This is a genomic window from Achromobacter insolitus, from assembly GCF_002209555.1.
Taxonomy (GTDB): domain Bacteria; phylum Pseudomonadota; class Gammaproteobacteria; order Burkholderiales; family Burkholderiaceae_B; genus Achromobacter; species Achromobacter insolitus.
Window position 1 is genome coordinate 1 of record NZ_NJIF01000008.1, and the last position, 25,860, is coordinate 25,860.

The window sequence follows — 25,860 nt, forward strand, 5'->3', positions numbered from 1 at the left end:
ATACGTCGCTACTCAAAGGAAGTGAGGTATGTGCTTAGACTTGACATCTAAGGTACTTCACTTCTAGTGAGCACTTGATTTCTTGTGCTTGCGATCAGGACGGGGTTTTAAACCCAACCCAATCACTGTGCACTCGCATCAAGCGCCCACACTTATCGGTTGTTTAATTGTTAAAGAGCGGTACTGCTAAATTCGGTACTACTTACTGCCCACTGGCAGCGGCGCCTGCTTTCGCTAGCGCTGCGTTGTCAGCAGCAGAGAAACGAGATTATGAAGAAGTTTTTTTAGCTTGTCAAGTTAGCGTCACAACCTTCGTTTCGCTCACTTGGCTTGCAACCCCTTCAGGTCCGCCCCTCTTAGCAGCTATCGAAATATCAGGGTTAACCCTAAGTTTTCGGCAACTGCCAAGCCCAAAACTATAACACGATTTTTGCAGATTGCGCAACTGGCTTTTGCCTAACTTGCTGCAGTCCTTGCAATAACCGCTTGGCTTTCAGTACTGACCGCCTTGCGGCAGACCCGGCTGATTTCTCGTGCCCGGCCCGTTGTGCTTGCTTGGCTTCGCCGCTCAGAACTGCCCGAACTGCGAAGGAGCGAGACTATAGCACAAGTTTTGGGTTTGTCACGAGCGGAGGGCAGACTTTATTCAAATGCCTACCTAGCCGATTGCGATTCAGCTGGCGCCCGCCAGGGCCATCCTCTACATTGATCATGAAGATGCGCCCCACCCAAGGCCGGTTGCCCCGCCTTCTATATATATAGATGAACGGGGCCGGTCATGGAGGACACCCGCGCGGAGAAGGAAAGTGGCCCGCGTGGAGCAGGGAAACGCCGGCGGCGGGCGAAGCTCCGCCTACCAGCGCAGATAGTCGGCGTCCCGAAGTCTGGCAAGGTCGCGCTTGACGGCGGCTTCGTTCATCAACCATCTGGGCGCACCGAGGTCCTTCAGCATGTGCTCGTCGAGGTCGGCAGCCAGCTGACGCAGGCGCGCTTCGTTGCGCCGCTTGCGAAAAGCAGCGATCAGCTTCGCGAAGAAGCCGGAACGAGGCGCCGCGGGTTCAACGGAGGGCGCCGCCCCCGGCATCGGTATCGACGGCGCACGATCCCTGGAAACGGAGGCCAGGGCCGGGGAAGACGGGGTGCAAAGCTGTGCAGACATGATGGGCTCCAGGTGTTTATGCACTTTGGTAAGCGTAGTCGCCCAATGCCTCACTGAAAATCGAATTGTTTTGGGGTTATCGGTAAGCTATGATGACCAATCTCTACCCCTTCGGCCTTTGCCATGCGCCTGCCACTGAGCACCCTCCCCGCCTTCCGTGCCGTGGCCGAGCTGCAGAATCTGCGCGCGGCGGCGGAACGCCTGCACCTGACCCACAGTGCCGTCAGCCAACAGATCAAGGTTTTGGAAACCCAACTGGGCTTTCCCTTGTTCGAGCGCAGCGGCCGCGGCATCGTGCTGAATACGGCGGGCGCTGCCCTCTTGTGCAGTGTGCAAGGCGCAATGGCCCTGCTGGATGAAGGAACGCTGGCCGCGTCGGCCGCGGCCTCGGGCAGTGAACAGCGCTTGCGCGTGTCCGTGCTGCCTTCTTTCGCGCAACGCTGGCTATTGCCGCGCATGGCGCGGTGGCGCGCGCGCAATCCTGGCCTGACACTGGAAATCGAGACTTCCCAGCAAGTGGTGGATCTACTGCGCGACGGCTTTCACGCGGCGCTGCGCTTCGGGCGCGGCCCTTGGGCAGGCGTGGAATCGGAGCCTTTGTTCGATACCCCCCTGCCCTTGATTGTCCTGGCCTCGCCCGAAACCGCGGCGGCGCTCCCCGACCATACGCCCGCCACATTGGCGCGCCAACCCTTGCTGGGTGAGCGAGAGCTCTGGCAAACCTGGTTCAACGCGGCGGGATTGAACACGCCCGTCACGCCCGTGGCTTCCTTCAACGACGCCGGCATGATGATGCAAGCCGCCGAACAAGGGTTGGGCATTACGCTGGGACGCGAGCTGCTGGCCGCCGACGCCTTGTGCGCAGGCAGGCTGGTGCAAATATCGCCCATCAGTATCGAGTACGAGCAGGCGCAGACCTATCATCTGGTCTATCGGCCCAGTCTTCGCGACTGGGCGCCGCTCGTGGAGCTGAAACAGTGGCTGCGCGACGAACTGCAGATGTCGCGCGAGAACCTGACGGCACCGAAGTCCGATTCCGGCAAGAAACGCCAGGCAAAAAAAAGGTAAAGCAGCGTACGCTTCTTTACCTCTACCAAATCGCGGCGCCAGGCGGAAACCATGATCCGCGAACCGGATTCGCTACGCGAACGAACCGGCAGGCGCCGCAGCGGCGGCAGTCATTGCTCAGGGTGGACCTCAGGCGACTTTGCGCGCAGCCGGCTTGGCCGGCCGCATCGTATCGGTTTCATTGAAGCGCTGGTGCCAGGAGAATGCTTCCTCGAGCACGTGCGGGGTCTGGCCGCCGCGCTCGCAGGCGCGGTCGAAATAGTCCTGCAAGGCGTCCCGGTAGGACGGGTGCACGCAATTCTGGATGACCGCGCGCGCGCGTTCGCGAGGCGCCAGGCCGCGCAGGTCCGCCAGGCCGCATTCCGTGACCAGCACGTCGACGTCGTGCTCGGTATGGTCCACATGGGACACCATGGGCACCACGCTGGAGATGTCGCCATTCTTGGCCATGGACTTGGAAACGAAGATCGCCAGATGCGCATTGCGCGCAAAGTCGCCCGACCCGCCGATGCCATTCATCATGTGGGTGCCGCCCACGTGCGTGGAATTCACGTTGCCGTAGATGTCGAACTCCAACGCCGTGTTGATGGCGATGATGCCCAGACGGCGCACGATCTCGGGCGCGTTGCTGATCTCCTGCGGGCGCAGCACGATGCGCTCGCGGTAGTGCTCCATGTTGGCCAGGATCTTTTCATAGACAGGCTTGGACACGGTGATGGAGGAGGCCGACGCGAAGGCCAGCTTGCCCTGGTCCAGCAGTTCGATGGCGCTGTCCTGCAGCACTTCGGAGTACATCGTCAGGTTTTCGAAGCTGGACGACTCAAAGCCATGCAGTACCGCGTTGGCGATCGTGCCAATGCCGGCCTGCAGAGGCAGCAGTTCGTTCGTCAGGCGGCCGGCGTCGACCTCGCGGCGCAGGAAGGCGTTGATGTGGCCGGCGATGGCATTGGTCTCTTCATCCGGCGGCAAGGCGTTGGATGGACTATCCGGCTCTTGCGTGATGACGATGGCTGCGATTTTGGACGGATCCACTTCGATGAACGTCTGACCGATCCGCTGATCCGCGGCGATCAGGCCCATGGGCTTGCGCGCCGGCCGGTCCGCCGGCACGTAAATGTCGTGCAGGCCTTCGATAGCGGCGGGCACGCTCATGTTCAGTTCGATGATGATCTTGTCGGCCTGCTGCGCGAAGGAGGCCGAGTTTCCTACCGACATCGTCGGCACGATGGAGCCGGTTTCGGTGATGACGGCGGCCTCGATGATGGCCACGTTGATGGGGCCGATATGGCCCGCGCGCAACTGCTCGACGGTTTCGGACAGATGCTGGTCGATGAAAGCGATCTCGCCCTGGTTGATTTTGCGGCGCAAGGTCGTGTCCACCTGGAACGGCAAACGGCGAGCGAGGGCGTTGGCCTGCGCCAGCATTTTGTCCGTGTCGTGGCCCAGCGAAGCGCCCGTGATCAAGGTGATGGAGAACGGCTCACGCTCGGCGCGGGCCGCCAATGCCGCCGGCACGGATTTACAGTCGCCAGCGCGGGTGAAGCCGCTCATTCCGACGGTCATGCCGTCCTGAACCAGCAAGGCCGCCTGATCGGCGGAAGTAATCTTGGCGCGCAGCCCAGGGTGGCGGATACGGTCGAGATGCATGGTGTCTCCAGATTCAAGGGCCTACGTGCGGCGGGGCGCGGCGTTGCCGCTGGCGCCCAGGCGCCGTCTGACGCGGCGTTTCCCGAGGTTCCTGGGCCAGCCAGAGGCTGTCCAGGAACGAATTTTCGGCAGTATAGGAAGGCCGGCTCAAATCTCGTAATGACTTAAAATCATCCAAATAAGTCGTTTTTTTCATTGTTTGAAGAGTTTTGCGCGCAACGCGCTAAGGAATCCCGCTCCATGGACGTGCGCGCATTGCGGTACTTCGTTGAAACCGTCAGGCACGCCAGCTTCACGCAGGCCGCCAAGGTGCTGTTCGTGACACAGTCGACGGTGAGCAAAATGATCCGCCAACTGGAAGAAGAGGCTGGCACGCCGCTGCTGATCCGCGACGGCCATACCGCCCGTCCCACCGACACCGGCCGGGTCATGTACCAGCGCGGCCTGCAGGTGCTGGAAACAATGCGCCAGTTGTCCGAGGAATTGCGCCAGACCGCGGACCTGCGCCGCGGTGCGCTGGAGGTCGGCATCCCGCCCATGATCAACCTGCTGTTCACGCCGGTGGTCAAGCGCTTCCGCGACCTGCATCCCGGCATACACCTGACCTTGCGCGAAGGCACCGGGCAGGCCGTCGAAAGCCTGGTCGCAAACGGCGAACTGGAGGTCGGCGCGACCATCCTGCCGATTGCCCCGGAGGGCGGCTTGGCCGCCCAGCCTTTCGGCAGTTACCCGATCTGGGTGATAGGCCCGCCCGACGCCCCCTGGGCTGGCAAGACGTCGCTGCCGCTCGCTGCCCTGCGGGACGCACGCCTGCTGATACCCACGGACGACTTCGCCATCACCCGCCGCTTGCGGCAGGCGTTTGCCGATGCCGGCTTTCAGCCCGGCATCGCGGCGCAAAGCGCGCATTGGGATTTCCTGGTGGCGATGGCCTCCGCGGGCCTGGGCGTGGCCCTGCTGCCCGAGCCCCTGATGCAACGCATGAAAACCCGCGGCCTCAGTACGGCAAAGTTGGCCAAATCGGGCATGCAATGGGAGGTCGGCCATATCTGGCAGCAGTCCGGCTATCTATCCTATGCCGCCCGCGCCTGGCTGGAGGTATGCGACGCCGTGCTCGGCAAACCCAAAAAAGGCATTGCACGCGGCAACTTGCCAGCCTGAGTTGAATCCAAACGTTGGCCTCGTAAACATGCTTTGCCGCAAACGCCCGTGCCCGAGCTGGGCGGGGTACCGGGCAGCCTATCCGACCCTGTTTTTACGCCCCGCTCAAGCCGTCATTACACCCGTTTGACTCGCCTTTAAAAATAGGGCCGCAGCGCTCGTTTTTGTTGCAACGGACGGGGCGCCGGCTTGCTATGCTCCCGCCTCGATGCGAGCGACTCGCCCAAGAACATGACACACACTTTCCCTTCCCTGCGCGCGCGCCCTCATCGCGCCCGCTACCCTGCTTTCGTGGCGCTGATGGCAGCGCTGCTGCTGGTGCTTTTCCTGATGCCGGCCCACGCGGCGGCACCGCCCACCCCAGCCGACACGGAAGCGGCGCTGGCAACCGCCCGCAAGCAGATCGACGACATCCGCAAGCGGGTCGCCGACGAGACCGATGATGCCACCTTGGTCAAGCAACGCGGCGATGCGCTGGATATCCAATCCAAGGCCGATGCCGCGGCCGAAGCCCTGACACCGCAACTGGCCAGTGTGACGGCCCGGCTGAGCGAACTGGGCACGCCGCCCGAAGGCGCCAAGGAAGCGCCCGACGTTGCCGCGCAGCGCATGCAGCTGGAGAAGAACAGCCGCGCGTTGGACGCGCAGATCAAGCTGGCCAGGCTACTGTCGGTGGACGCCGGACAAACGGCGGAGCAGATATCCGCCCAGCGCCGCACGCAATTCCAGGCGCGCCTGGGCGAGCGGCGCGACTCATTCCTGTCCGGCCAGTTCTGGACCGAGTTCCGCGAAGAGTTCCCGCGCGACCTGGAGCGCCTGGAGGTCCTGCGCGACGACCTCGCGACTGCGGTCGGCCAGACGCCGAAGTGGGGCTGGCTACTGCTGGGCGCGGCGATCGCGCTCACGATCGTCTTGCGCGTCGCCATCGGCCGGCTGCTGCTGCGGATTACCGCCACGCGCGTGCCGCCGGGGCGCCTGCGCCGCTCCTTTCTTGCCGTTGCGCACCTGGTGCTGGCCGTGGCCACGCCCGGGGTCATCGCGCTGTTGATCCACATGGGCCTGGATTGGGATTCGCAACTGAGCGACAACACATCGTCCCTGCTCGCGAACCTGGTGGCCACAGTCTGCTTCGGCGGCTACGTGTCGGGCCTGGGCTATGCGCTGCTGTCTACGAACCGACCGTCGTGGCGCCTGCCACCCATCAGCGATGCCGTGGCGACGCGGCTGCGCTGGCTGCCCGGCGTGCTGGGCGTGCTGGTGGTAATGATATGGTTGGCCGAGCGGCTGCCGGTGTTGCTGAACGCCAGCCTGACCACCACCATTACGCTCACGGGCATTGTCGCCGTCCTGACCATGGCGACGATAGGGGCGGTGCTGGCCATCAGCCGCCGGCTGCGGCGCCAGGCCATGCAGGAGAACGATGCGCCCATCCCGTTCTGGGTCTCGCTGCTGCTGACTTCGGTGTGGACCGTTCTGATCCTGAGCCTGGCCAGCATGCTGGCCGGCTACGTGGCGTTCGGCAGCTTCATGGTCAAGCAGGTGCTGTGGGTGCTGATCATCCTGGCCTCCGCGTATCTGCTGTCCACGCTGATCGAAGACGGCTTCAGCACGCTGCTGGGAACCACGCACCGCGACGGCGGCGAACACGAAGCGCCCAGCATGCGCGACCAGGCGGCCGTGCTGCTGTCGGGCGTCGGCCGCGTGGCGGTCGGCCTGCTGGCCGTGACCTTGCTGCTGGCCCCCTTCGGCGAAGCGCCCATGGACCTGCTGCAGCGCTTCGACCAGTTGCGCAAGGGGCTCGCCATTGGCGAGGCGCAGATCCGTCCGGGAGCCGTCCTGCAGGCGCTACTGGTGCTGGGGCTGTCGCTGCTGGCCGTGAAGATGCTCAAGCGCTGGCTGTCCAACCGCTACCTGCCGACAACCGAACTGGATCCGGGCATGCAGCTGTCCGCAGCCACGCTGTTCGGCTATGCCGGTTTCGTGCTCGCGGTGGCGCTGTCGCTGTCGGCCGCTGGCATCGGCCTGGAGCGCGTGGCATGGATCGCGAGCGCCCTGTCCGTGGGTATCGGTTTTGGCTTGCAAGCGGTGGTGCAAAACTTCGTGTCCGGCCTGATCCTGCTGGCCGAACGCCCGGTCAAGGTGGGAGACTGGGTATCGCTGGGCGGTGTGGAGGGCGACATCCTGCGCATCAATGTGCGCGCCACGGAAATCCAGATGGGCGACCGCTCCACGGTGATCGTCCCCAACTCGGAGTTCGTCACCAAGACCGTGCGCAACGTGACCCGATCGAACCCGCTGGGACTGGTGCAGATCAAGCTGCCCTTACCGCTGTCCACCGACGCCGAGCAGGTGCGCGAATTGATTCTGCAGGCTTTTGCAGACCATGAAGACGTGCTGGACACGCCGGCGCCGAATGTTTTCCTGGATGGCATCGACGGCGGCCATCTGATCTTCAATGCCAAGGGCTACGTGTCGTCGCCCCGCGCGGCTTACGGGGTGCGCAGCGCCTTGCTGTTCACCCTGCTCAAGCGCCTGCACGACGCAGGCCTGGAAGTGTCCTCGCCGCCCACCATGCTGCTGGCCTCCGCGCCGCAGCCGGCGGCGGCGCCCCAGGCCGTTCCGCCGCCCGCCCAGTCCTGATCCACGGAATCCCGTGCTCGTCCCGGTCTCGGCCCCGGCCGGGACGGACAGGACGCCCATCTCAGCCCGGCGTGTATAGCTCGGTATAGGTGCGATTGCGCAGCGGCGGCGACGCCAGCGCAGCGCTTTGCACGCTACGCACCGGATAGGCCCGTGCTTCGGGCGCCGGCGGCAATTGCGGTGCCGGCCGGTCAGCCACGACCGGGCCTGAAGGCGGCGCCACCTGCGCCACCGCATTACTGTCGAAACGATGATCCGCCGTCGTCAGGGCAGGATTGGTGCATAACCCCTGCGCCACCAGCGCCGCCTTGGTACGGTCGTCAGTCTGGCACAGGATGTCGATGGCCGCGGTTTCCAGCCGGCGCGAACGGTCCGCATCCTTGGTCGAGGCAGCGGCCTGCATGGTCCGTTCGAAATTGCGCCGCAAGCTGCACTTCTGATCCTCGATCGGGATCGCGACGTTCATGCCGAAGCCGACCACGGCGCCGCCTCCTCCCGCCGAGACCATGCAGCTGTCGGACGAAAAGGAACCGTAAAAGCTCTGCCCGCCCAAGGGCGGCACGCTACGCACGGTGCTGGACCCGCCGTTGTCGGAGTTGAAGGTAATGCCCTGATTGTTCCCGGCGTTGGTCGAACCGGACGACGCCGAAGTCGTCGCGCTGGAACTGCTGGTCTGGGCGCTGGCGGAAACCGCCGCCAGCGACAGGGAAATGGCAAGCACTATGGTCTTCATGATGTCCCCTCGCCCGGACGGCCGAAGCCGTCCGGATAACTGGGTCAGTGATTGAAACCACCGACATGGCCCACTGGACCAATGCCGTGTATCGACCCAAACGCGCCCACATTCACCGCATGGAAGGAACCCGTCGCCGAAGCGCTGGTATCCGTCTTGGCAAACGTGGCGCCGCCGTTGGCGATGCTGTCGCCCACCATGATGGGCGCGTTGCCCGACACTTGACCGTACGAGTCGCTGTTGGCGTATTGGCGGGTACTGGTGACCACCTGCGTGCCGTCGTGGCTGAAGGTGCCGCCCACTTCCGCCACGCCGCCCGTCATGCCGAACGACACTTGTGTCGAAGAGCCATAACCGTTGATCTGTGTCGCGGCCACGGAACTGCCTGTGGAGACGGACGATGCGGTGCCATTGATTGCGCCGGCGTGGCCGGTCACGGATCCGCCGAACTGGCCTGCGGCATGGGCCGAGACGGCGGCCAGGGACAAGGCGGCGACTGCTGCGAGCTTTTTCATTTCAGCTCCTCCTGCTCCGTGCATGCACGGATTCACGATTACCGGCAACCGACCGGCGCGGACCGTTACCGCTCAGCGCCACGCCCGGTCAATGACGAAAGGCGTGGGACTTTCGTATTGGTACGGAATGATTGCGCCGTCCTAGGCAAGTCGATATCGGCTAAACGGGCGACCGAGTTCCGACAACCAATCCAGTGCTGTAAAGCAATCAGCCAGATTTGCGGCAATCTCGCGCGGCGCCCATGCGTATGCACGAGGAGAAACTCCGCGCGTCCGCGCCCGCAGTGCGCGGATTCAGCTCTATGGACGGGATGGGGGGGAGACCGACTCGGGCATGTTCCCTAGCGCGCACAACCGAAGCACACCGACCGATGCGCGCCCCGGCCGGAATTTTCAGCGATACTACGGCGGCCAGCCGGGCGCTACCCGGCTTCCTCTGTTTGGAGACAGGACCATGATCCAGGAGATTGCCAGCATCCATGTCCGCGAAGGGCAGGAAGCGCTGTTCGAAGCCGGTGTCGCACAGGCGAAACCGCTGTTCTTGCGGGCCCGCGGCTGCCACGGCATGGAGCTGTACCGCAGCATCGAACAGCCGCAGCGCTACACGCTGGTCGTGGACTGGGAAACCGTCGAGAACCACATGGTGGATTTCCGCGAATCCAGCGATTTCCAGGAATGGCGCAAGCTGGTGGCGGGCTTCTTCGTCGAACCGCCCCAGGTGCATCACGAGCAAAAAGTGATCTGACGCGACCCCGGCCACGCCTTGGCATCAGGATAGTTCGGGCGGATCGTCGTACTTGCGCGCACTGCCGCGAAAACGATCCGCCGGGTATTTCTGCGCGTTTTTGACCATTTTGCCCGCGACCGCGCCGGCGATATCAATGCCGAGCTGGTCCGCCAGGGCAACCAGGTACATCTGCACATCGGCAATTTCGTCAGCGGCGTCGGCCAGCCGCTCCGGCGGCATCTTGCGCGACTCCTCTTCGCTCAGCCATTGGAACAGGGACACGAGCTCGCCCGCCTCTCCGGCAAGCGCCATCGCGAGATTCTTGGGCGAATGAAATGGCTGCCAGTCCCGCTCTTCCGTAAATCGGCGCACGGCAAGCCTGATCTGTTCCAGGTCGGACATCGAAACTCCTAGGCCGAACGCCGGGCCTCAGCCTGCGGCAAGGCGGGAACCTGCCGCCAGCGCCACGGCCACGGTCGTGCGCACGTCGGCAAGCGCGCGGTGGGTGGGATTGGAAGCGCCGACATGGCGCGCCAGGATTTCCAGCTTGTGCGAGGGCAGCTCCGGCCATGCGCGGCGCGCCAACGCCAGCGTACAGTGGGTGGAGTTGGCGAACGGCAGGCCCGTCTGGTCCGCCGCCGCGCCCAGGAAGCGCCGATCGAACGAGGCATTGTGGAAGAACACCGGCAGGTCTTCCACGAAATCCAGGAATGAAGAAAACGCCTGCGCCACCGGCACGCCGTCGCGGTCGACTTCCGCCTGCGTAATGCCGGTCAGCCGGCTGATGAAGGGTGGGACGGGACCGCGCGTGCGCACCACTTGCGTGTACTCGCGCTCCAGCGCCCCTGCGGCGCCCACGCGGACCGCCGCGAACTCCAGGATCTCGCAGGTCGCCGTGGACAGGCCCGTGGTTTCCAGGTCGGCCACGATGAAGGGACCGCGCAACGCCTGGAGCGCCGCGGCCAGGGTCGCTGCCCCCGCCTTGCCGCCCGCTGCGCGGACAGACGGGCCGCCGACAGACGGAGCGCCGTTCGTGCGCGGCCGCCGGTAATAGAACGCCACGGCCTTACTCCGCCGGCCGCAAAGGCGCGAAACGGGGAGCGCCGTCGGGCAACTGGCCGAAGAACATGTCCGCAGGACGCACCCACAAGCCACGCTCGTGCGGCCACAGATGTTCGTAGACGACCATGGACTCCTCGGTTTCGGAGTGGCGGGCGGTGCCCAGATAAAGATAGAGCCCGCCCTTGTAATGGCGGTGCGAGGCAATAGCCAGCGCTTCGGATTCGGTCATGGACGGTCGCTGCAAATGGCGCGGCCCGGGCGGAATGGCTCCTGCCCGGGCCTGCGGGTTCAGATCAATACCGTCTTTATAGCGCATCGGGCCGGCTCGCCGGCTCGCTGCGTGATGTCCTCGGTCACCTCGCCAAGCTTGGCGGACTGGGCCAACGACACCTCCACCACCTCCGCCATGATCTCGGTGACGCGGCGGGACGATGCAACGATATCGTCCATGGTGGCGCCTGCCGACTGGACTTGCCGCGCGCCACTTTCGACCTGCTGCACCGAGGACGTGATCAAGTCCTTGATTTCCTTGGCCGCGGCGGCACTGTTCTGCGCCAGGCTGCGCACCTCCGCCGCCACCACGGCAAACCCCTTGCCATGCGATCCGGCGCGCGCGGCTTCGACCGCGGCGTTCAGCGCCAGGATGTTGGTCTGGAACGCGATGCCGTCCATGACCCCGATGATCTCGGAAATGCGCCGCGAGCTCTGGGTAATGCCGCCCATGGTCCGCACCACTTCCTGCACCGTGTTGCCGCCCTGCTCGGCCACCCGACAGGCGTCCAGCGCCAAGGTGTTGGCCTGGCCCGCGCGCTCGGCGTTTTCGGTCAGGCCCTGGACCGCGACGCGCAAGGTCTGCGCTGCGGTGAAGCGCCGCGTGATGTCGGTCGCGTACTTCACGACTTTGACCGGACGACCCTGCGCATCGAAGATCGGGTTGTAGCTGGCTTCGATCCAGACCTGGCGGCCGCCCTTGCCGATGCGCAGATACTGTCCCGTGTCATGTTCGCCGTTGCGCAGCCTGCGCCAGAACTCCTGATACGCCGCGCCGCGCGCCTCTTGCGGGGGGACGAACATGCTGTGGTGACGCCCCTGGATTTCGTCGGCGCGGTAGCCCACGGCATCCAGGAACAGGTCATTGGCACGGATGATGGTGCCGTCCAGCTCGAACTCGATGATGGCCTGCACTTTGGAAATCGCCGCCAGCTGGCCTTCCACGTCGGCTTGCCGCTGCTGCTGCGCGGTGATGTCGACGGCGTACTTGACCACTTTGATCAGGCGCCCATGGCGGTCGAAAATCGGGTTGTAGGAAGCTTGCAGCCAGACGTCGCTGCCATTCTTGCGAATCCGGCGGTAGCGCCCCGCGTTCCGATTGCCTTGATGCAAGCGGCGCCAGAACTCCGCGTAGGCAGCCGATCCACGCTCCGCCGGATCGACAAAGAGGCGATGGTGCTGCCCCACGATCTCGTCCAGGGCATAACCCATGGCGCCCAGGAAATTCGAATTGGCCGCCAGGACATGGCCGTCCAGGTCGAACTCGACGACCGCCTGGGCGTTATTGATCGCTGCGATCTGCCCGAGCATGTCTGCCTTGCGCATGCCGCGGTCTATGCGCAGCAGCTGGCTTAGGTTGATCCATTTCATCGCGACGTCTCCCACCCGGAACCAGGGCAGCCAGACGGCGTCCGGCCCACCCGCCTTGAGACAAATGGATATATTTACTTAACAATTCGAAAGAATTTAATCCTAAAAGTGAGCGGACTCAAGGAAAGCCTGGATCCGCCGAAGAGAAATCGGCATTCCGCAACACAGGGTTAATCCCGACTCAGGCGGCGTCCAATTCGCGATATTGGCGGAAAATGCCCTCCCCGAATGGCAGGCGCCTGCCGCTTTCAAAGTAAGGTTGCAGCTCCGCAAGCGCTGCCACGCGCGCATGCAGCGCCATGACCTTCGGATAATGCACGGCCAAGGTGGCCATGCGTTTCGGAAAGGCATACAGCAGGCCGTCGACGAGGTGGAATAGGGACAGGTCCACATAAGTCCAGCGTTTGCCGCCCGCCAGCCATGCCTGCGGTCCTTCCAGCACGCGTTCGAAATAGCCCAGGAATTTGGGCATGCGCTCTTCACGGAAGCAGCGCGCGCGCCGCGCGGCCTCGACTTTCTGGTCTTCGTAATATTCGCTGGCGGAAATCGGATGATGCGTGTCGTGCGCTTCAGCCACCACATCCGCAATGGTGAGCTGCAACTGATTCACCCAAAGTCGCCCTTCGAGCGAGTCCGGTGCAAGACCGTGCTTTTCGCCCAGAAACAGCAGGATGTTGGCCGTCTGCGCCAGCGTCATCTTTCCCGCGACCAGATACGGCGGCGCGAACGGCGGATGCTTGCGCGCCGAGCTCAAGTCCGCCACCAGCGCGCCCTCGTCCGCGCCCGGCTGACGCGCGCATTCGCGATAAGGGATGCCGCCGGCCTCCAGGGCCAGGCGCACGAACTCGCCGCGTCCGGGGATGCCGTCCCAATACCAAAGGTCATAGGTCATGCCGTCTCCTTCCGTTGATTGGCCCAGGGCCCACTCGCATCGGTACGAGCCGCGCGCAAGTCCTAGGCAGGGAACACGCTGACTCCGACGTCGCGGCCGGCAGCCTGCTGATACTGCCGCGGCGACTGCCCGAAATGCGCGCGGAAATCGCGCGAAAAATGCGCGCCGTCCGCAAATCCGCAATCCAGCGCGATCTGCGTGATGCTGCTGGGATTATTCAATAGCAGCCAACTGCCGTACTCCAGCCGCAACTGCCGCTGGAACGCCATGGGCGACATGCCCGTGGCCACGCGGAACGCGCGCTCCAGCTGCCTGCGCCCCACGCCGACATAGCGCGCAATCGCGTCCAAGGGCGGCGGATTGTCGATACGCTGCTCGATGAAATGCGCTGCCTGGCGCACGCGCAGGTCCTGGATACCAGAGAGGTCCGTGTGGAAGTGGGCCTGCGGCACGCGCCCCGGACGCACCCCCTGCAGCATCATGTGTCGCATGGCCTGCTGCGCCTTGTCGCGCCCACAATGGCGCGCCACCAGGTACAAGGCCAGGTCGATTGCGGCCGTGGAACCCGCGCAGGAAATCAGGTCGCCTTCGTCCACGAACAAGCGGTCCACCACCGCCCGGGCCTGCGGAAAGCGCTCGCGGAAGGTGTCGAGCACATTCCAGTGCACGCACACGGTACGCGGCCCGATGACGTCCGCCTGAGCCAGCGCAAAGGTGCCCGTGCAGATGCCCAGGAGCCGCACGCGCTGCGCGGCCGCCAACCGCAGCCAGTCGCGCAGGGGCTCAGGCAGACGGCCATTGAAGTAGTCGTTTCCGCCGCATACCGCCACGTAGTCGAACTGCGTCGGATCGTCCGGCAAGCCGTCGGCCACATCTATGGTCAGGCCTGCACTGGAACAGCGCGGCTTGCCGTCCCAGCTCATGACGCGCCACGCGGTATGGATCTGGCGGCTGCGGCCGCCGTGGTCGCCCGCCAGCCGCAACACGTCCACCAATCCAGCAAAGGCCGCCAGCGTGAACTGGTCCAGCAGCACGATGCCTATGGTCAGTGCGGGTTTCCCCTGAGGCAGGCCGCCGAGCTCGTCGTCATAGGAGAAAGACGGAACTGGGGCGGGCGTAGCGGTGTCCATGTCGCAATTATTCAAGTTTTTGTCCCAGGCCTTCAAGCTGGTTTTCCCGGGGATCGCCCAAGATTCATCTATGGCTCCGTCCTGCCGCGCTCGTCGGCGCAGCGAAAGCGGGCCGATAAATCGACAAGGGGAATCCGACATGGCAACACCTACCCGCCGCGCGCTCCGCGCCGCCTTGCTGGGAGCCGGCCTATTGGCCGCCGGCCAGGCGCTGGCCCAGCAAAAGATCACCGTCGCCTGGTACGGCGGCAACTGGGGCGACGCGTTCCGCGCCTGCGTGGCCGATCCCTATACCAAGGCGACCGGCGTGACCGTAGTGCCCGAAGTGGGCACGTCCACCACCACGCTGGCCAAGCTGCAACAGCAGAAAGGCGCGCCCACCATAGACGTGGCCTGGATGGACGGCGGCATCAGCGAACTGGCCGCCGAAGCAGGCGTACTGGACCCGCTGGATGCCGCGGGCATTCCCAACCTGAAGAACGTCATCGACCAGGGCGTGTACCGCAACGGCGATGCCGCCTATGCGGTCAGCACCGGTTATTACTCGCTGGGCATCGCCTATAACACCAAGGAGGTGACGCAAGCGCCGGCCAGCTGGAAGGATCTGTGGAAGCCCGAGTATGCCGGCGCCGTGGCCATTCCCTCGCCCGCGAATTCGTCCGGCGTGCCGTTCGTTTTCTTCCTGGCGCGGGTGTTCGCCGTCGATCCGTCCAATCTGGCGCCGCTATACGCCAAGCTGGCCTCGCTGGACACCGCGCTGTTCTTCGACAGCTCCGGCGCGGCCACCAATGCCTACCAGAGCGGTGAAGCCATCATCGGCGCGCATTTCAACGTCGGCGCCTGGGACCTGATCGATAAAGGCCTGCCCATCGGCTTTGCCGTACCCAAGGAAGGCGCCTGGGCCACCGATGCGCGCCTGCACCTGGTGAAGAACGCGCCGAACAAGGCTGCCGCACAGAAATTCATCGACACCGCGCTCACGCCCGACGCGGCGGCCTGCCTGGCCACACGCCTGTATCTGGGCCCTGCCGTCAAGGATGTGCAAGTGCCGCAAGACGTCGCGCGCAAATTGCCTTGGGGCGCAGACGGTTCGGTGAAAAACCTGAGCCTGTTCGATTGGAACCTCATCAACAGCCGCCGCGCCGAGGTCACCGACGCGTGGAACCGCCAGGTTGCCCGCAAGCGCTAGGCCGGGATAGAACATGTCCGCTTTGCTCACCATCGAAGGCGTATCGATGCGCTTCGGCGCCTACCAGGCGCTGGATCGCATCAATCTGGAGATCCGGCAGGGAGAGTTCGTCGCCCTGCTCGGTCCCAGCGGTTGCGGCAAGACCACCTTGCTGCGTTCGATCGCCGGATTCCTCAGGCCTGAATCCGGCCGCATCCTGATCGAAGGCCAGGACATCAGCCGCCTGGCAGCGCACCACCGTCCGCTTAATACCGTGTTCCAGAACTATGCGCTGTTTCCACACATGAACGTGCTGGAAAACGTGGCCTACGGCCCGCGGCGCCAGGGCGCTTCGCGGCAGGCGGCGGCCGAACGCGCCCGCGCGGCGCTGGACATGGTGGGGCTGGCGGACTTCGGCCCGCGCTATCCGCGCGAAATGTCCGGCGGCCAGCAGCAGCGCGTTGCGTTGGCGCGCGCCATCGTGAATCAACCTAAGCTGCTGTTGCTGGACGAGCCGTTATCGGCGCTGGATCTCAAACTGCGCAAGCGCATGCAACTGGAGCTCAAGCACCTGCAGGCCAGGCTGGGCATCACGTTCATCTTCGTCACGCACGACCAGGAAGAAGCCATGACCATGGCCGACCGCGTGGTCGTCATGCACGCGGGAAAGATCGAGCAGGTGGGAGGCGGAACCGAAATCTACCGACATCCCGCTACCCGCTTCGTGGCGGAGTTCATCGGCGATGCCAACTTCATGCCTTACACCGCGAGCGGCGACGGCGCGCTGCAATTGGACGCGCAAGGGCTCCGCGTGCCGCTTCCTGACAAGGCGATACCCGCGCGCGGCACCGCCGTGCTGCGGCCCGAGGATCTGCGCCTGGCCGATGAATCGGCGGCCCATGCGCTCACGGGGACGGTCACTGACGTCATCAACGTGGGCAGTCACTGCATGATCCACGTGGATATCGGCGGACAGGTGCTGGTGGCTCGCCACGGCGGCATCGCGCCATCCGGCCTCGGCGCGGGCGCCACGGTGCGCCTGGCATTCGCGCCGGAGCACTTGCACCTGATCGGTGAACAGCCATGAGCTCGCGTGCCTGGCGTTCGCCCTGCCTGCTGCTGGCGGCTCCCGTCCTGTTTTTTGCGGCGTTCTTCCTGGCGCCGTTGGCAGTGGTGGCGCTGGCCAGCATCACCGGCGGGCCCGACGGACTGACCCTTACCCCCCAGCAGTATCTGCGCGTGTTGGGCGACCAGTACCACTGGGACGTGATCCTGGTGACGTTCCGGCTGGCGTTCTTCACCACGGTCGCCTGCGTGATCCTGGGTTATCCGCTGGCCTGGTACCTGGTGCGCGTTGTGCGTTGGTGGGCCTGGCGGCGCTTCTGCGTCATCTTGCTGGTGGTGCCGCTATTCACCAGCAACATCGTGCGGGCATTCGGCTGGATGGTGCTGCTGGGCCGCAACGGGCTGGTCAATCAGGCTCTGGTGGGCGCGGGTGTTGCAGACCGGCCCGTGCGTTTCATCGGCACCGAGCTGGGCATCCTGATCGGCATGGTCTACGTGCTGCTGCCCTTCGTGGTGCTGGCGGTGGGCAATGCGCTGGCGCGGGTCGATCCGGCCTGCGAGCAGGCATCGGCCGACCTGGGCGCCAGCCCCGCGGCCACCTTCTTCCACATCACCTGGCCGCTGACCCTGCCCGGCGTGGTGTCCGGCGCCATCATGGTCTTCACCCTGGCAGTCAGCGCCTACGTGACGCCGGCCCTGCTGTCGGGCGGCCGCGTGTCGGTGCTGTCCATGCTGATCTTCCAGCAGTACAGCACGGTGTTCGACTTCCATTACGGGGGTGCGCTGAGCATGGTGTTGCTGGTGTTCACCCTGATTCTCGTGGCGCTGGCCAACCGCGCCGCCGTCCTGCCGGGAGCCGCGCGATGATCGCCCGCAACCTGATCCGACTGACCGCCCTGGGTGTGCTGGCCTATCTGGCATTGCCGCTGGTGGTCATCCTGGGCTCTTCGTTCACGGCTACGCCCTATCTGGCGTTTCCGCCCAAGGGATTCACGCTGGAGTGGTATCGCACGCTGCTGATCGAAGCGGGCTATGTCGCTGCATTCACCACCAGCACGGTGCTGGCGCTGGCGGCCACGGTGGCAGCCGTGCTGTTGACCGTACCTGCGGCGCTGGCGGTGGCGCGCTACGAGTTCCCGGGCAAGGCCGCGTTGACCTCGGTGCTGATGTCGCCGCTGGTGCTGCCCCACATCGTGCTGGGCGCGGCGCTGCTGCAGTACGGCGCGTACTTCGGCCTGACGCGCAGCTTCCTGTCCTTGTTGATCGGGCACATCGTCATCATTGCCCCCTTCGTCCTGCGGTCCACGCTGACCTTGTTGACGCCTGAGCAGCGGGCGCTGGAAGAAGCGTCGGCCGACCTGGGCGCGAATCCCTGGACGACATTCTTCCTGGTGGTCCTGCCGCAGATCCGGCCAGGCATCGTCACCGGCTCGATCTTCGCGTTCATTTCTTCGTGGATCAACGTCGAGCTATCCATTTTCAACACCACGGCGGACCTGAACACCATCCCCGTAAAGCTCTTCAACTACGTGCAGTACACGATAGATCCGACCATCGCAGCCGTGTCGGGCGCCACGATCGTGGTTGCGGTGATCGCCATCGTCATCCTGGATTTGACCGTCGGGCTGGACATGCTGTCCGAACGCGGCAAATAACTTTTCTTCCCTACCTTACTGTCTGGAGCCACAGTCATGCGCAAGCAAGACGCGTTCGATGTCATCTATACCCATACCGAAGGCGAGCCCCTGTGCATCGTGCACAGCGGCATCCCCTACCCCGCCGGCTCCACCATCCTGGAAAAGCGCGCCTTTCTGGAACAGAACTACGACTGGCTGCGCAAGGCCCTGATGCGCGAGCCCCGCGGCCACAAGGACATGTTCGGCGTGTTCCTCACGCCGCCCTCCAGCCCCGAGTACGACGCCGGCCTGATCTACATCGACGGCACCGAGTATTCGCACATGTGCGGCCACGGCACCATCGCGGTCAGCATGGCCATGGTGGCGCACGGCCTGGTCGCGCGCGGCAAGGATGGCATCACCAAGATCCGCTTCGAGACCACCGCCGGGCTGGTGGTGGCCGAAGTGGCGTCCGAGGGCGACAACGTCCTGTGGACGCGATTCGAGAACGTGCCCGCCTACGTGGCCGCGCAGGACATCCCGGTGGAACTGCCGGGCTACGGCAAGCTGTCCGCGGACATCGTCTGGGGCGGCAACTACTTCGGCATCGTGGACCTGTCTGGCTGCGACCTGCGGATATCGCCCGACAACGGCACGGAACTGTCGCGCATGGGCCTGATCGTGCGCGAACAGCTCAACGCCCGCCACCGCATCCAGCATCCGACCGAAGCGCACATCAACAACCTGAACTTCATCACCTTCTGGCACCAGCCGACCATCGAGGGCGCGTTCTACAAGAACGTGCACGTATTCAGCGCCGGCCAACTGGACCGCTCGCCCGGCGGCACCGGCACCAGCGCGATGATGGCGATGTTCGAGGCGCGCGGCAAGATGGGACTGAACCAGCCGATCAAGTCGGAAGGCCTGCTGGGCAGCGGCGTTTTCGAAGGCTGCCTGCTGGGCGAGGTGGACCTGAACGGCACCCGCGCCGTGCGCCCCACGGTGAAGGGCACGGCCAGCATCCTGGGCACGGCGCGTTGGGTGATCGATAAGAACGACCCCGTGGGCGCCGGGTTCCTTATCCGCTGAGGTGTTGCCCCCCACGCCGCGCGCACTTCGTGCGCTAGCTGCCCCCCCAAGGGGGGCTCTTTCGCCTTGGGGCGGCCCGGCGGCGAAAGGCCCCCCACGCCGCGCGCACGTCGTGCGCTAGCTGCCCCCCCAAGGGGGGCTCTTTCGCCTTGGGGCGGCCCGGCGGCGAAAGGCCCCCCACGCCGCACGTACTTCGTGCGCTAGCGGCCCCCCAAGGGGGGCCCTTTCGCCTTGGGGCGGCCCGGCGGGGAAAGGCCCCCCACGCCGCGCGCACTTCGTGCGCTAGCGGCGCCCCCAAGGGGGGCTTGCCTATTCCCGAGCGGCATCCTCCAGGATCATCTCCGCCCCCCGCTCGGCCACCATCATGACAGCGCCCTGCGTGTTGCCGGACACCATCTTCGGCATCACCGAGGCATCCACCACGCGCAGGCCGGACAGGCCGTTCACCCGCAAGCGCACGTCGGTGACGGCGGCGGCGTCGGAACCCATGCGGCAGGTGCCTATGGGGTGGTAGATGGTCTGGCCGTTGCGCCGCGCGAAGTCCAGCCATTCGTCGTAGCTGTCCACCGCCGCGCCGGGGCTGATCTCCGATTCGATGTAGCGCCGCATGGCCGGCTGGCCGACGATGCGCCGTGCCACCTGCATGCCGCCCACCAGGCTGTCGCGGTCCACCTGGGCCGACAGGAAGTTGGGCCGGATCGCCGGCCCGGACTGCGGATCCGCCGACTTGATATGGATGGATCCGACCGACTCGGGCCGCAACTGCGCCACGCCTATCGTCATGCCTGGATGACGGTCCAGGATGCGTTCGGCCGCATTGGCGTAGCTGGCGTGCACGAAGAAGTACTGCACGTCGGGCGCCGGCAGGTCCGGCGCGCTTTTCACGAAGCCGTGCACCAGCCCCGTGCCCAAGGTCAGGATGCCCTTGTGGCTGGCGTAGTAGCGCGCCACCTGTTGCGCCAGCCGCCAACCGCGCGACATCTCGTTGAGCGTTACCGTGCCCTTCACCCGCCAGTTCATGCGGGTAGCGAAGTGGTCGATGTAGTTCTCGCCCACCTGCGGCTGCGCCAGCACCGGCGCGATGCCGAACGACTGCAGCAAGGCGGGATTGCCGACGCCGGACAGTTCGAGCAGCTGCGGCGACTGCACCGCGCCCATGCACAACAGCGTCTCGCGCCGCGCGCGCACGATGTGCTCCTGTCCGTTCTTGCGATAGGCCACGCCCACGCAGCGTTTGCCTTCGAACACCAGCCGCGTCACGTGCGCGCCGCATTCCACCGTGAGGTTCTTGCGGCTGGAAGCGGGTTTCAGGTAGCCGTCCACCACGCTCCAGCGCCTGCCCCGATGCTGCAGCACCTGGTAGTAGCCCACGCCTTCCTGGCTGCCGCCGTTGTAGTCGGGATTCAAGGGCTGGCCGTCTTCTTGCGCCGCCTGCAGAAAGGCATCCGATATGGGAAAGCGTTCGGACACCTCTTCCAGATGCATCGGGCCGCTCTTGCCGCGGCTGGCGTCGCCGGGTTCGTAGCATTCGATCTTGCGGAAGATGCGCTCTGCCTGCTGATAGCCCCAGCCGGTGGCGCCGGCCGCCTCCCAGCCGTCATAGTCCTGCGGCTGGCCGCGGACGTAGATCATGCCGTTGATGAGTGTCGAACCGCCCACGCCTTTGCCGCGCGGCACGGCGATGGTCCTGCCGTGGACGTTGTCCTCTGGTTCGGTGGCGAAGCGCCAGTTGTATTCCGGGTTCACCAGCAGCTTGGAAAAGCCCGCCGGTATCGAGATCCACATGCTGCGGGCTTCATGCCCGGCCTCCAGCATCAGCACGCGGTACTTGCCGTCGGCGCTCAGGCGGTTGGCCAGGATGCAGCCCGCCGTGCCGCCCCCGGCGATGATGAAGTCGTAATCGCTCATTCGGGTCCGTATCCTGTGTCGGCCTACTTGGCTGCGTCCACGCCCAGCATCTGCGCCATCAGTTCGATCTGGCATGCCAGCATCGGCGCCCCATAGTGCACCTTGCAGCCGCGGGCCTGCGCCGCCAGCAGCAAGGCCGTGTCCTTGGGTTGCATGATGACTTCGCAGACCAGTTGTTCCGGCGTCAGGCGGCTGGCATCCAGCGGCAAGGCATCGTCGGGCTTCATGCCCAGCGAGGTGCCGTTGACCACCAGGTCGTGCCCCGAGGGATCGGCCGTGCCCACGTCGATCCGGGCACCGGGATGCAGCGACAGGATGCGCGCCTTCAGGTCCTCGGCCTTGGCCGTCGTGCGGTTGGCGATGGTCAGCCGCGACACGCCTGCCTGGACCAAGGCGAAGCCGATTGCATTGGCTGCGCCGCCCGCCCCCGCCAGATAGGCGCTCTTGCTCTGCGGCGACACGCCCGCGCTTTGCAGTCCGCGCACGAATCCCTCGCCGTCCAGCATGTGCGCCACCAGCTTGCCGTCCGCCTCGCGGCGCACCACGTTGGCCGCGCCGATCTTGCGCGCCACCGGCGTGGCGTCGTCGACCAGTTCCAGGATGGCGGTCTTGTGCGGAACGGTAATGATGACGCCGCCGAGGTTCTCCAGGCGCCGCAGGCCGGCGACCACTTGCGCCAGGTTGTCCGGCCTGGCGTGAAACGGCACGCACACGCCATCAAAGCCGATGGCGGCGAAATGCTCATTCATGCGCTGCGGCGTCTTCACGTGGTGGATGGGGTCGGCCAGGATGCCGAACAGGCGCGTGGTTCCGGTAATTTCCTTCATGGTCGTCTCCGAGGCTCAGGGCTGCAGTGATGCGCGCGCGACTTCGGCGATGCCGGCGGCGTCCAGCTTGTAGTGGGCATACAGGGTGGTGGGCGGCGCGATCAGGCTGTACTCATCGTAAATGCCATGGCGGCGCAGACGCGTGCCCGTGCCCGCGTCCGCCAGGACCTCGGCCACGGCCGAGCCCAGTCCGCCCAGCACGTTGTGCTCTTCCGCTGTCATGAGCAAGCGGGATTTGCCCGCAGCAGCCAGCACGGCATCGCGGTCCAGCGGTTTGATGGTGGGCATGTCGATCACGCCGACCGACAGGCCTTCGCCCCGCAACTGCTCGGCCGCCGCCAGGGCTGCGTGCACGGTGATGCCGCAGGCAATGATGTTCAGGTCCGTCCCGCTGGAATGCACGATGGCGCGGCCGAACTCGAATGGCACGCCGTCTTCATAAACCTGCGGGTCGCGGCCGCGGCCGATGCGGAAGTAGATTGGCTCGGGCCAATCCACCGATGCCTTGATGGCCGACGCGAGCTGCGGCCCGTCGGCGGGCGAGACCACGGTCAGGCCCGCCAGCGCGCGCATCGTCGAGATATCTTCAGTGGCATGGTGCGAGGTGCCGTAAAAGCCCAGGCTTATGCCGGTATGGTGGCCTATCAGGCGCACGGGCAGCTTGGTATAGGCAACATCCATGCGGATCTGCTCGCAGCACAGCAGGCCCAGGAAGGAAGCGAAGGTTGCGACGAAGGGCATCATGCCTGTCGTCGCCAGGCCTGCCGCCGCCGACACCATGTTCTGCTCGGAAATGCCGAATTGGACATAGCGATCGGGATAGGCCTGCGCAAAGCGATTCAGGCCGTTGGAATACTGCAGGTCGGCCGAGCCAGCCACCACCGGATGCCCGGCCTGCGCCAAGTCGATCAACGCGTCGGACAGATAGGACAGCCCGGGATTCACCGCATTCAGGGCGCGGTATTGCCAGGAGTCGGGAGAGAGGACTTGTGCCTGTGCCATTCAGATCTCGCGGGAAAGGATTTCGTCGACGGCGCTTTGCGCGTCTTGCGGCGCCAGATAGCCCAGGTGCCAGCCGGGCTCCGTTTCCATATAGGACACGCCTTTGCCCTTGACGGTCCGGGCGATGACGCAGGCGGGCTTGCCACGCGCCTGCTCTGCGCGCAGGCGCCGCAGCAGGGCGGTCAGTTCCGACAGATTGTGGCCGTCCACTTCGTGCACTTCCCAGCCGAAGGCCTGCCATTTGTCTTTCAGCGACTCCACGCCCATGACGTCGTCGACCTTGCCGTCCAGCTGGTAGCCGTTGCGGTCGACGATGGCGATCAGGCGCGACAGGCGGTTATGCGCGGCGAAGAGCGCCGCCTCCCAGACCTGCCCTTCCTGCATTTCGCCGTCGCCCAACAGCACGAAGACATTGAAATCGCGCCCGTCCATGCGCCCGCCCACCGCCATGCCCACGCCGTTGGACAGCGCGTGGCCAATGGAGCCCGAGCTGAAATCCACCCCCGGCACCTTGCTCATGTCGGGGTGGTCGCCCAAAGGGCTGCCCAGCCGGGTGTATCCGTCGAGCAGTTCGCGGTCGATGAAGCCGTGATCGGCCAACACCGGAAAGAGGCCCACCGCCGCATGGCCTTTGCCCATCAGGAAGCGGTCCCGGTCAGGCCACTGAGGCTCGCCCGGCCGCAGGCGCATCACGTCGTAGTACAACGCGGCGAAGATTTCCGCGCACGAGAACACCGAACTGTAGTGCCCGACCTTGGCGATTTCGATCAGTCTGATTGTCTCCAACCGGATGTGGCGGGCCTTTTCCCGCAACATTCCGATTTCCCCTTCTGTGGGGGCCTCCCTGTCACTTCTCATGGCGCTTCCTTTTCGCTGTTAGGATATATGATATATAATATACCCATTGAGCTCGAATTGGCCATGGCGGGATAGAATTCACCCCGAATCCACCCGCCCCATCAATACAGCAAGCCTGAGCCTGTCATGTCCAGCCTGAAACCGGTAAAGAAAGAGAACCTGTCCGTCAGGGTCTACAACGAAATCCGCAATGCCCTGATCAACGGGCAGTACGAACCCGGCGAGCGCCTGATCATCGGCGAATTGGCCCAGGAAATGGGCGTCTCCATCACGCCCGTGCGCGAGGCAATCTTCCGGCTGATCAGCGAACAAGGCCTGGAGATGCAGGCGGCCACCGCGGTCTACGTGCCCTACGTCAATTCTGAAAAACTGCGCGAAATCCAGCAGATCCGTTTCCACCTGGAAGGCATGGGCGCGGCCGAGGCCGCCCAGCACATCACGCGCAAGCAGCTGGACAACCTGATCGCGCTGCAACGGGACTTCATCTCCTGCACCTCCAGTGACCCCAAGCGGGCCAGCTACCTGAACCGCAAGTTCCACTTCGCCATCCTGGAAGCCAGCAACAAACCCATCCTGCGCGCCACGGTGGAATCGTTCTGGGTGATCACCGGCCCCATCCTCAAGGTGTTCCACGTCAAGACGTCGGGGCTGGACTATTCGCAGAATGAACACCGCCACGAGGCCGTGCTGGAAGCCCTGGAAGCCCGCGACTCCGAGGCGGCCCGGCAAGCCATCCAGGCCGATCTGGTCTGGGGCGGCAAGATCATGATCGACTGGCTGGTCGAGCGCGAAAAGGAACTCGACTACCGTCCTCCCGCAGCCCGTAAATAGGCAAACCCGAAGGAATCTCCCATGCTGAAGATTTTTGGCGCACCCAGCCGCTACATCCAGGGTGCCGGCGCCCTGGACACCCTGGGACAGTACGCAGCCCTGTTCGGCCGCCGGGCGGCCCTGGTCATCGACAGCTATGTGCACGGCGTGCTGGGGCCAAGAATCGAAGCCCTGTGCGCGGCGCAGCAGGTATCGCTGGTGCCGCTCATCGTCGAGGGCGACCTGACGCCGGACGTGATCACGCAATTGAGGGCGCAGGCGGCGCCTGCCGGCATCGACATGGTGATCGCGGTGGGCGGTGGCAAATCGCTGGACGCCGGCAAGGCAGTGGCTAAATCCTCGCACTGCCATCTCATCACCGTGCCCACCGTCGCATCCAACGACGCGCCGACGAGCAAGAATTACGTTCTGTACGACGCCCATCACAATCTCCTGGCGGTGGAGCACATGCTGTTCAATCCCACGATCGTGCTGGTGGACACCGCGGTCATCGCGACCGCCCCCGCGCACTTCTTCCGAGCCGGCCTGGGCGACGCGGTCTCCAAGAAGTTCGAAGCCGAACAATGCGGCCGCAATGGCGGCCGGAACATGTACGACGCCGCGCCTCCCCTTACCGCGCAGTACATCGCCGACGGCTGCCTGCGCACCCTGCTGGCCGACGGCGCCGAAGCCGTGGCCGTCGCCGGCAGCGGCCAGCCCACGCCGGCGTTCGAACGCGTGGTGGAAGCAATGATCCTCATGAGCGGACTCGGTTTCGAAAGCGGCGGCCTTTCCATCGCCCATGCGTTGACACGCGGACTGCCGAAGATCAGCGGTGTTGCCGCCGCCCCGCACGGCCTGCAGGTGGCCGTCGGCCTGCTGGTGCAACTGGACCTGGAGAACCGGGCGGACGGCATGCTGGCCGAATTGACCCGCTGGTACGCCCAGGTAGGCTTGCCCACGAGCTTGCGCGGACTGGGCGCGGCCGAAGCACCGTCCGACGCGGAATTGAAGCTGGCGGCGGAACTGAGCCTGAAGGCCCGCCACGCCGCCAACTTCGATCGCGAGCTGGATACGGACACCTTGGCCGCCGCGTTGCGCCGCCGCGCCTGATATCGCGGAGGCCGGCCAGGCCGGCCCCC

General features: G+C 65.0%; 25 protein-coding genes. 11 read left to right on the forward strand and 14 right to left on the reverse strand.

Going from position 1 to position 25,860, the window contains the following annotated elements:
• Positions 1-853: 853 nt before the first annotated feature.
• Positions 854-1,159, reverse strand: a complete 306-nt coding sequence (locus CEY08_RS30200; RefSeq protein WP_232033810.1) for a hypothetical protein — start codon at positions 1,157-1,159, stop codon at positions 854-856.
• A 123-nt stretch (positions 1,160-1,282) separates the two neighbouring features.
• Between CEY08_RS30200 and CEY08_RS21880 the strand changes: the two genes are divergently transcribed.
• Complete coding sequence (locus tag CEY08_RS21880; protein WP_042794623.1) at positions 1,283-2,227, forward strand: LysR substrate-binding domain-containing protein; 945 nt, start codon at positions 1,283-1,285, stop codon at positions 2,225-2,227.
• A 129-nt stretch (positions 2,228-2,356) separates the two neighbouring features.
• Here the strand turns inward: CEY08_RS21880 and scpC are convergent, their stop codons facing one another.
• Positions 2,357-3,874 carry a succinyl-CoA:acetate CoA-transferase ScpC gene (scpC, locus tag CEY08_RS21885; RefSeq protein WP_042794625.1) on the reverse strand — a complete coding sequence of 506 codons (1,518 nt, stop codon included), beginning with the start codon at positions 3,872-3,874 and terminating at the stop codon, positions 2,357-2,359.
• Between the two features lie 240 nt (positions 3,875-4,114).
• Here scpC and CEY08_RS21890 point away from each other — a divergent pair, with 240 nt between their 5' ends.
• Both CEY08_RS21890 and CEY08_RS21895 read left to right on the forward strand, forming a co-directional pair.
• Positions 4,115-5,035, forward strand: a complete 921-nt coding sequence (locus CEY08_RS21890) for a LysR family transcriptional regulator (protein WP_042794626.1) — start codon at positions 4,115-4,117, stop codon at positions 5,033-5,035.
• A 231-nt stretch (positions 5,036-5,266) separates the two neighbouring features.
• Positions 5,267-7,675 carry a DUF3772 domain-containing protein gene (locus CEY08_RS21895; protein WP_076814950.1) on the forward strand — a complete coding sequence of 803 codons (2,409 nt, stop codon included), beginning with the start codon at positions 5,267-5,269 and terminating at the stop codon, positions 7,673-7,675.
• Between the two features lie 61 nt (positions 7,676-7,736).
• Here the strand turns inward: CEY08_RS21895 and CEY08_RS21900 are convergent, their stop codons facing one another.
• Together CEY08_RS21900 and CEY08_RS21905 are read right to left on the reverse strand one after the other, a co-directional pair.
• On the reverse strand, positions 7,737-8,408 hold the full coding sequence (locus CEY08_RS21900; RefSeq protein WP_063642937.1) for a hypothetical protein: 672 nt from the start codon (positions 8,406-8,408) through the stop codon (positions 7,737-7,739).
• A 44-nt stretch (positions 8,409-8,452) separates the two neighbouring features.
• On the reverse strand, positions 8,453-8,923 hold the full coding sequence (locus CEY08_RS21905) for a hypothetical protein (protein ID WP_063642939.1): 471 nt from the start codon (positions 8,921-8,923) through the stop codon (positions 8,453-8,455).
• A gap of 454 nt (positions 8,924-9,377) precedes the next feature.
• Here CEY08_RS21905 and CEY08_RS21910 point away from each other — a divergent pair, with 454 nt between their 5' ends.
• Complete coding sequence (locus CEY08_RS21910) at positions 9,378-9,668, forward strand: antibiotic biosynthesis monooxygenase family protein (protein ID WP_042794630.1); 291 nt, start codon at positions 9,378-9,380, stop codon at positions 9,666-9,668.
• 24 nt (positions 9,669-9,692) lie between these two features.
• Here the strand turns inward: CEY08_RS21910 and CEY08_RS21915 are convergent, their stop codons facing one another.
• The 6 genes from CEY08_RS21915 to CEY08_RS21940 form a co-directional block, all read right to left on the reverse strand.
• Complete coding sequence (locus CEY08_RS21915; protein WP_076814952.1) at positions 9,693-10,052, reverse strand: nucleotide pyrophosphohydrolase; 360 nt, start codon at positions 10,050-10,052, stop codon at positions 9,693-9,695.
• A 27-nt stretch (positions 10,053-10,079) separates the two neighbouring features.
• Positions 10,080-10,712, reverse strand: a complete 633-nt coding sequence (locus tag CEY08_RS21920; protein ID WP_082900625.1) for a 3'-5' exonuclease — start codon at positions 10,710-10,712, stop codon at positions 10,080-10,082.
• Positions 10,713-10,716: 4 nt separating this feature from the next.
• Complete coding sequence (locus CEY08_RS21925) at positions 10,717-10,941, reverse strand: DUF1653 domain-containing protein (protein ID WP_042794631.1); 225 nt, start codon at positions 10,939-10,941, stop codon at positions 10,717-10,719.
• Positions 10,942-11,000: 59 nt separating this feature from the next.
• Complete coding sequence (locus CEY08_RS30310) at positions 11,001-12,353, reverse strand: methyl-accepting chemotaxis protein (protein WP_063642941.1); 1,353 nt, start codon at positions 12,351-12,353, stop codon at positions 11,001-11,003.
• 181 nt (positions 12,354-12,534) lie between these two features.
• Entirely contained in the window at positions 12,535-13,245 is a 711-nt protein-coding gene (locus CEY08_RS21935; RefSeq protein WP_042794632.1) for a glutathione S-transferase, read from the reverse strand.
• Positions 13,246-13,307: 62 nt separating this feature from the next.
• Complete coding sequence (locus tag CEY08_RS21940) at positions 13,308-14,375, reverse strand: GlxA family transcriptional regulator (RefSeq protein WP_042797254.1); 1,068 nt, start codon at positions 14,373-14,375, stop codon at positions 13,308-13,310.
• A gap of 139 nt (positions 14,376-14,514) precedes the next feature.
• Between CEY08_RS21940 and CEY08_RS21945 the strand changes: the two genes are divergently transcribed.
• The 5 genes from CEY08_RS21945 to CEY08_RS21965 are packed head-to-tail and all read left to right on the forward strand — an operon-like array spanning position 14,515 to position 19,313.
• On the forward strand, positions 14,515-15,564 hold the full coding sequence (locus CEY08_RS21945) for an ABC transporter substrate-binding protein (protein WP_042794633.1): 1,050 nt from the start codon (positions 14,515-14,517) through the stop codon (positions 15,562-15,564).
• 13 nt (positions 15,565-15,577) lie between these two features.
• Positions 15,578-16,630 (forward strand): ABC transporter ATP-binding protein, encoded by a 1,053-nt coding sequence (locus CEY08_RS21950; RefSeq protein WP_076814954.1) that lies wholly within the window; start codon positions 15,578-15,580, stop codon positions 16,628-16,630.
• Complete coding sequence (locus CEY08_RS21955; protein WP_088607799.1) at positions 16,627-17,475, forward strand: ABC transporter permease; 849 nt, start codon at positions 16,627-16,629, stop codon at positions 17,473-17,475. The genes CEY08_RS21950 and CEY08_RS21955 overlap by 4 nt, the downstream gene beginning before the upstream one ends.
• Entirely contained in the window at positions 17,472-18,263 is a 792-nt protein-coding gene (locus CEY08_RS21960) for an ABC transporter permease (protein WP_076814955.1), read from the forward strand. Before CEY08_RS21955 ends, CEY08_RS21960 begins: the two co-directional genes overlap by 4 nt.
• 36 nt (positions 18,264-18,299) lie before the next feature.
• The gene (locus CEY08_RS21965; protein WP_042794636.1) at positions 18,300-19,313 is read left to right on the forward strand and encodes a proline racemase family protein; all 1,014 of its coding nucleotides are present in this window, start codon (positions 18,300-18,302) and stop codon (positions 19,311-19,313) included.
• A gap of 309 nt (positions 19,314-19,622) precedes the next feature.
• On the opposite strand, the gene CEY08_RS21970 is transcribed toward CEY08_RS21965, so the two are convergent.
• Genes CEY08_RS21970 through CEY08_RS21985 form a run of 4 tightly spaced genes read right to left on the reverse strand, consistent with a single transcriptional unit; the run spans position 19,623 to position 23,866 of the window.
• Positions 19,623-21,221 carry a GMC family oxidoreductase gene (locus CEY08_RS21970; RefSeq protein ID WP_076814957.1) on the reverse strand — a complete coding sequence of 533 codons (1,599 nt, stop codon included), beginning with the start codon at positions 21,219-21,221 and terminating at the stop codon, positions 19,623-19,625.
• A 23-nt stretch (positions 21,222-21,244) separates the two neighbouring features.
• Positions 21,245-22,048 carry a shikimate dehydrogenase family protein gene (locus tag CEY08_RS21975; RefSeq protein ID WP_076814959.1) on the reverse strand — a complete coding sequence of 268 codons (804 nt, stop codon included), beginning with the start codon at positions 22,046-22,048 and terminating at the stop codon, positions 21,245-21,247.
• Between the two features lie 15 nt (positions 22,049-22,063).
• Entirely contained in the window at positions 22,064-23,050 is a 987-nt protein-coding gene (locus CEY08_RS21980; protein ID WP_076814960.1) for a transketolase family protein, read from the reverse strand.
• A complete protein-coding gene (locus CEY08_RS21985) occupies positions 23,051-23,866 on the reverse strand; it encodes a transketolase (RefSeq protein ID WP_232033809.1) in 816 nt (271 codons plus the stop codon).
• A 168-nt stretch (positions 23,867-24,034) separates the two neighbouring features.
• Between CEY08_RS21985 and CEY08_RS21990 the strand changes: the two genes are divergently transcribed.
• A complete protein-coding gene (locus tag CEY08_RS21990; RefSeq protein ID WP_042794640.1) occupies positions 24,035-24,739 on the forward strand; it encodes a GntR family transcriptional regulator in 705 nt (234 codons plus the stop codon).
• Between the two features lie 21 nt (positions 24,740-24,760).
• Positions 24,761-25,831: a glycerol dehydrogenase gene (locus tag CEY08_RS21995; protein WP_063961120.1), complete on the forward strand. Its 1,071-nt coding sequence runs from the start codon at positions 24,761-24,763 to the stop codon at positions 25,829-25,831.
• The last annotated feature ends 29 nt before the right edge of the window (positions 25,832-25,860 follow it).

What these genes read in the sequence shown, in the direction of transcription:
- CEY08_RS30200 (WP_232033810.1), bottom strand. Translation starts at nt 1,159, where the DNA reads ATGTCTGCACAGCTTTGCACCCCGTCTTCCCCGGCCCTGGCCTCCGTT.
- CEY08_RS21880 (WP_042794623.1), top strand. Translation starts at nt 1,283, where the DNA reads ATGCGCCTGCCACTGAGCACCCTCCCCGCCTTCCGTGCCGTGGCCGAG.
- scpC (WP_042794625.1), bottom strand. Translation starts at nt 3,874, where the DNA reads ATGCATCTCGACCGTATCCGCCACCCTGGGCTGCGCGCCAAGATTACT.
- CEY08_RS21890 (WP_042794626.1), top strand. Translation starts at nt 4,115, where the DNA reads ATGGACGTGCGCGCATTGCGGTACTTCGTTGAAACCGTCAGGCACGCC.
- CEY08_RS21895 (WP_076814950.1), top strand. Translation starts at nt 5,267, where the DNA reads ATGACACACACTTTCCCTTCCCTGCGCGCGCGCCCTCATCGCGCCCGC.
- CEY08_RS21900 (WP_063642937.1), bottom strand. Translation starts at nt 8,408, where the DNA reads ATGAAGACCATAGTGCTTGCCATTTCCCTGTCGCTGGCGGCGGTTTCC.
- CEY08_RS21905 (WP_063642939.1), bottom strand. Translation starts at nt 8,923, where the DNA reads ATGAAAAAGCTCGCAGCAGTCGCCGCCTTGTCCCTGGCCGCCGTCTCG.
- CEY08_RS21910 (WP_042794630.1), top strand. Translation starts at nt 9,378, where the DNA reads ATGATCCAGGAGATTGCCAGCATCCATGTCCGCGAAGGGCAGGAAGCG.
- CEY08_RS21915 (WP_076814952.1), bottom strand. Translation starts at nt 10,052, where the DNA reads ATGTCCGACCTGGAACAGATCAGGCTTGCCGTGCGCCGATTTACGGAA.
- CEY08_RS21925 (WP_042794631.1), bottom strand. Translation starts at nt 10,941, where the DNA reads ATGACCGAATCCGAAGCGCTGGCTATTGCCTCGCACCGCCATTACAAG.
- CEY08_RS30310 (WP_063642941.1), bottom strand. Translation starts at nt 12,353, where the DNA reads ATGAAATGGATCAACCTAAGCCAGCTGCTGCGCATAGACCGCGGCATG.
- CEY08_RS21935 (WP_042794632.1), bottom strand. Translation starts at nt 13,245, where the DNA reads ATGACCTATGACCTTTGGTATTGGGACGGCATCCCCGGACGCGGCGAG.
- CEY08_RS21940 (WP_042797254.1), bottom strand. Translation starts at nt 14,375, where the DNA reads ATGGACACCGCTACGCCCGCCCCAGTTCCGTCTTTCTCCTATGACGAC.
- CEY08_RS21945 (WP_042794633.1), top strand. Translation starts at nt 14,515, where the DNA reads ATGGCAACACCTACCCGCCGCGCGCTCCGCGCCGCCTTGCTGGGAGCC.
- CEY08_RS21950 (WP_076814954.1), top strand. Translation starts at nt 15,578, where the DNA reads ATGTCCGCTTTGCTCACCATCGAAGGCGTATCGATGCGCTTCGGCGCC.
- CEY08_RS21955 (WP_088607799.1), top strand. Translation starts at nt 16,627, where the DNA reads ATGAGCTCGCGTGCCTGGCGTTCGCCCTGCCTGCTGCTGGCGGCTCCC.
- CEY08_RS21960 (WP_076814955.1), top strand. Translation starts at nt 17,472, where the DNA reads ATGATCGCCCGCAACCTGATCCGACTGACCGCCCTGGGTGTGCTGGCC.
- CEY08_RS21965 (WP_042794636.1), top strand. Translation starts at nt 18,300, where the DNA reads ATGCGCAAGCAAGACGCGTTCGATGTCATCTATACCCATACCGAAGGC.
- CEY08_RS21970 (WP_076814957.1), bottom strand. Translation starts at nt 21,221, where the DNA reads ATGAGCGATTACGACTTCATCATCGCCGGGGGCGGCACGGCGGGCTGC.
- CEY08_RS21975 (WP_076814959.1), bottom strand. Translation starts at nt 22,048, where the DNA reads ATGAAGGAAATTACCGGAACCACGCGCCTGTTCGGCATCCTGGCCGAC.
- CEY08_RS21980 (WP_076814960.1), bottom strand. Translation starts at nt 23,050, where the DNA reads ATGGCACAGGCACAAGTCCTCTCTCCCGACTCCTGGCAATACCGCGCC.
- CEY08_RS21985 (WP_232033809.1), bottom strand. Translation starts at nt 23,866, where the DNA reads ATGTTGCGGGAAAAGGCCCGCCACATCCGGTTGGAGACAATCAGACTG.
- CEY08_RS21990 (WP_042794640.1), top strand. Translation starts at nt 24,035, where the DNA reads ATGTCCAGCCTGAAACCGGTAAAGAAAGAGAACCTGTCCGTCAGGGTC.
- CEY08_RS21995 (WP_063961120.1), top strand. Translation starts at nt 24,761, where the DNA reads ATGCTGAAGATTTTTGGCGCACCCAGCCGCTACATCCAGGGTGCCGGC.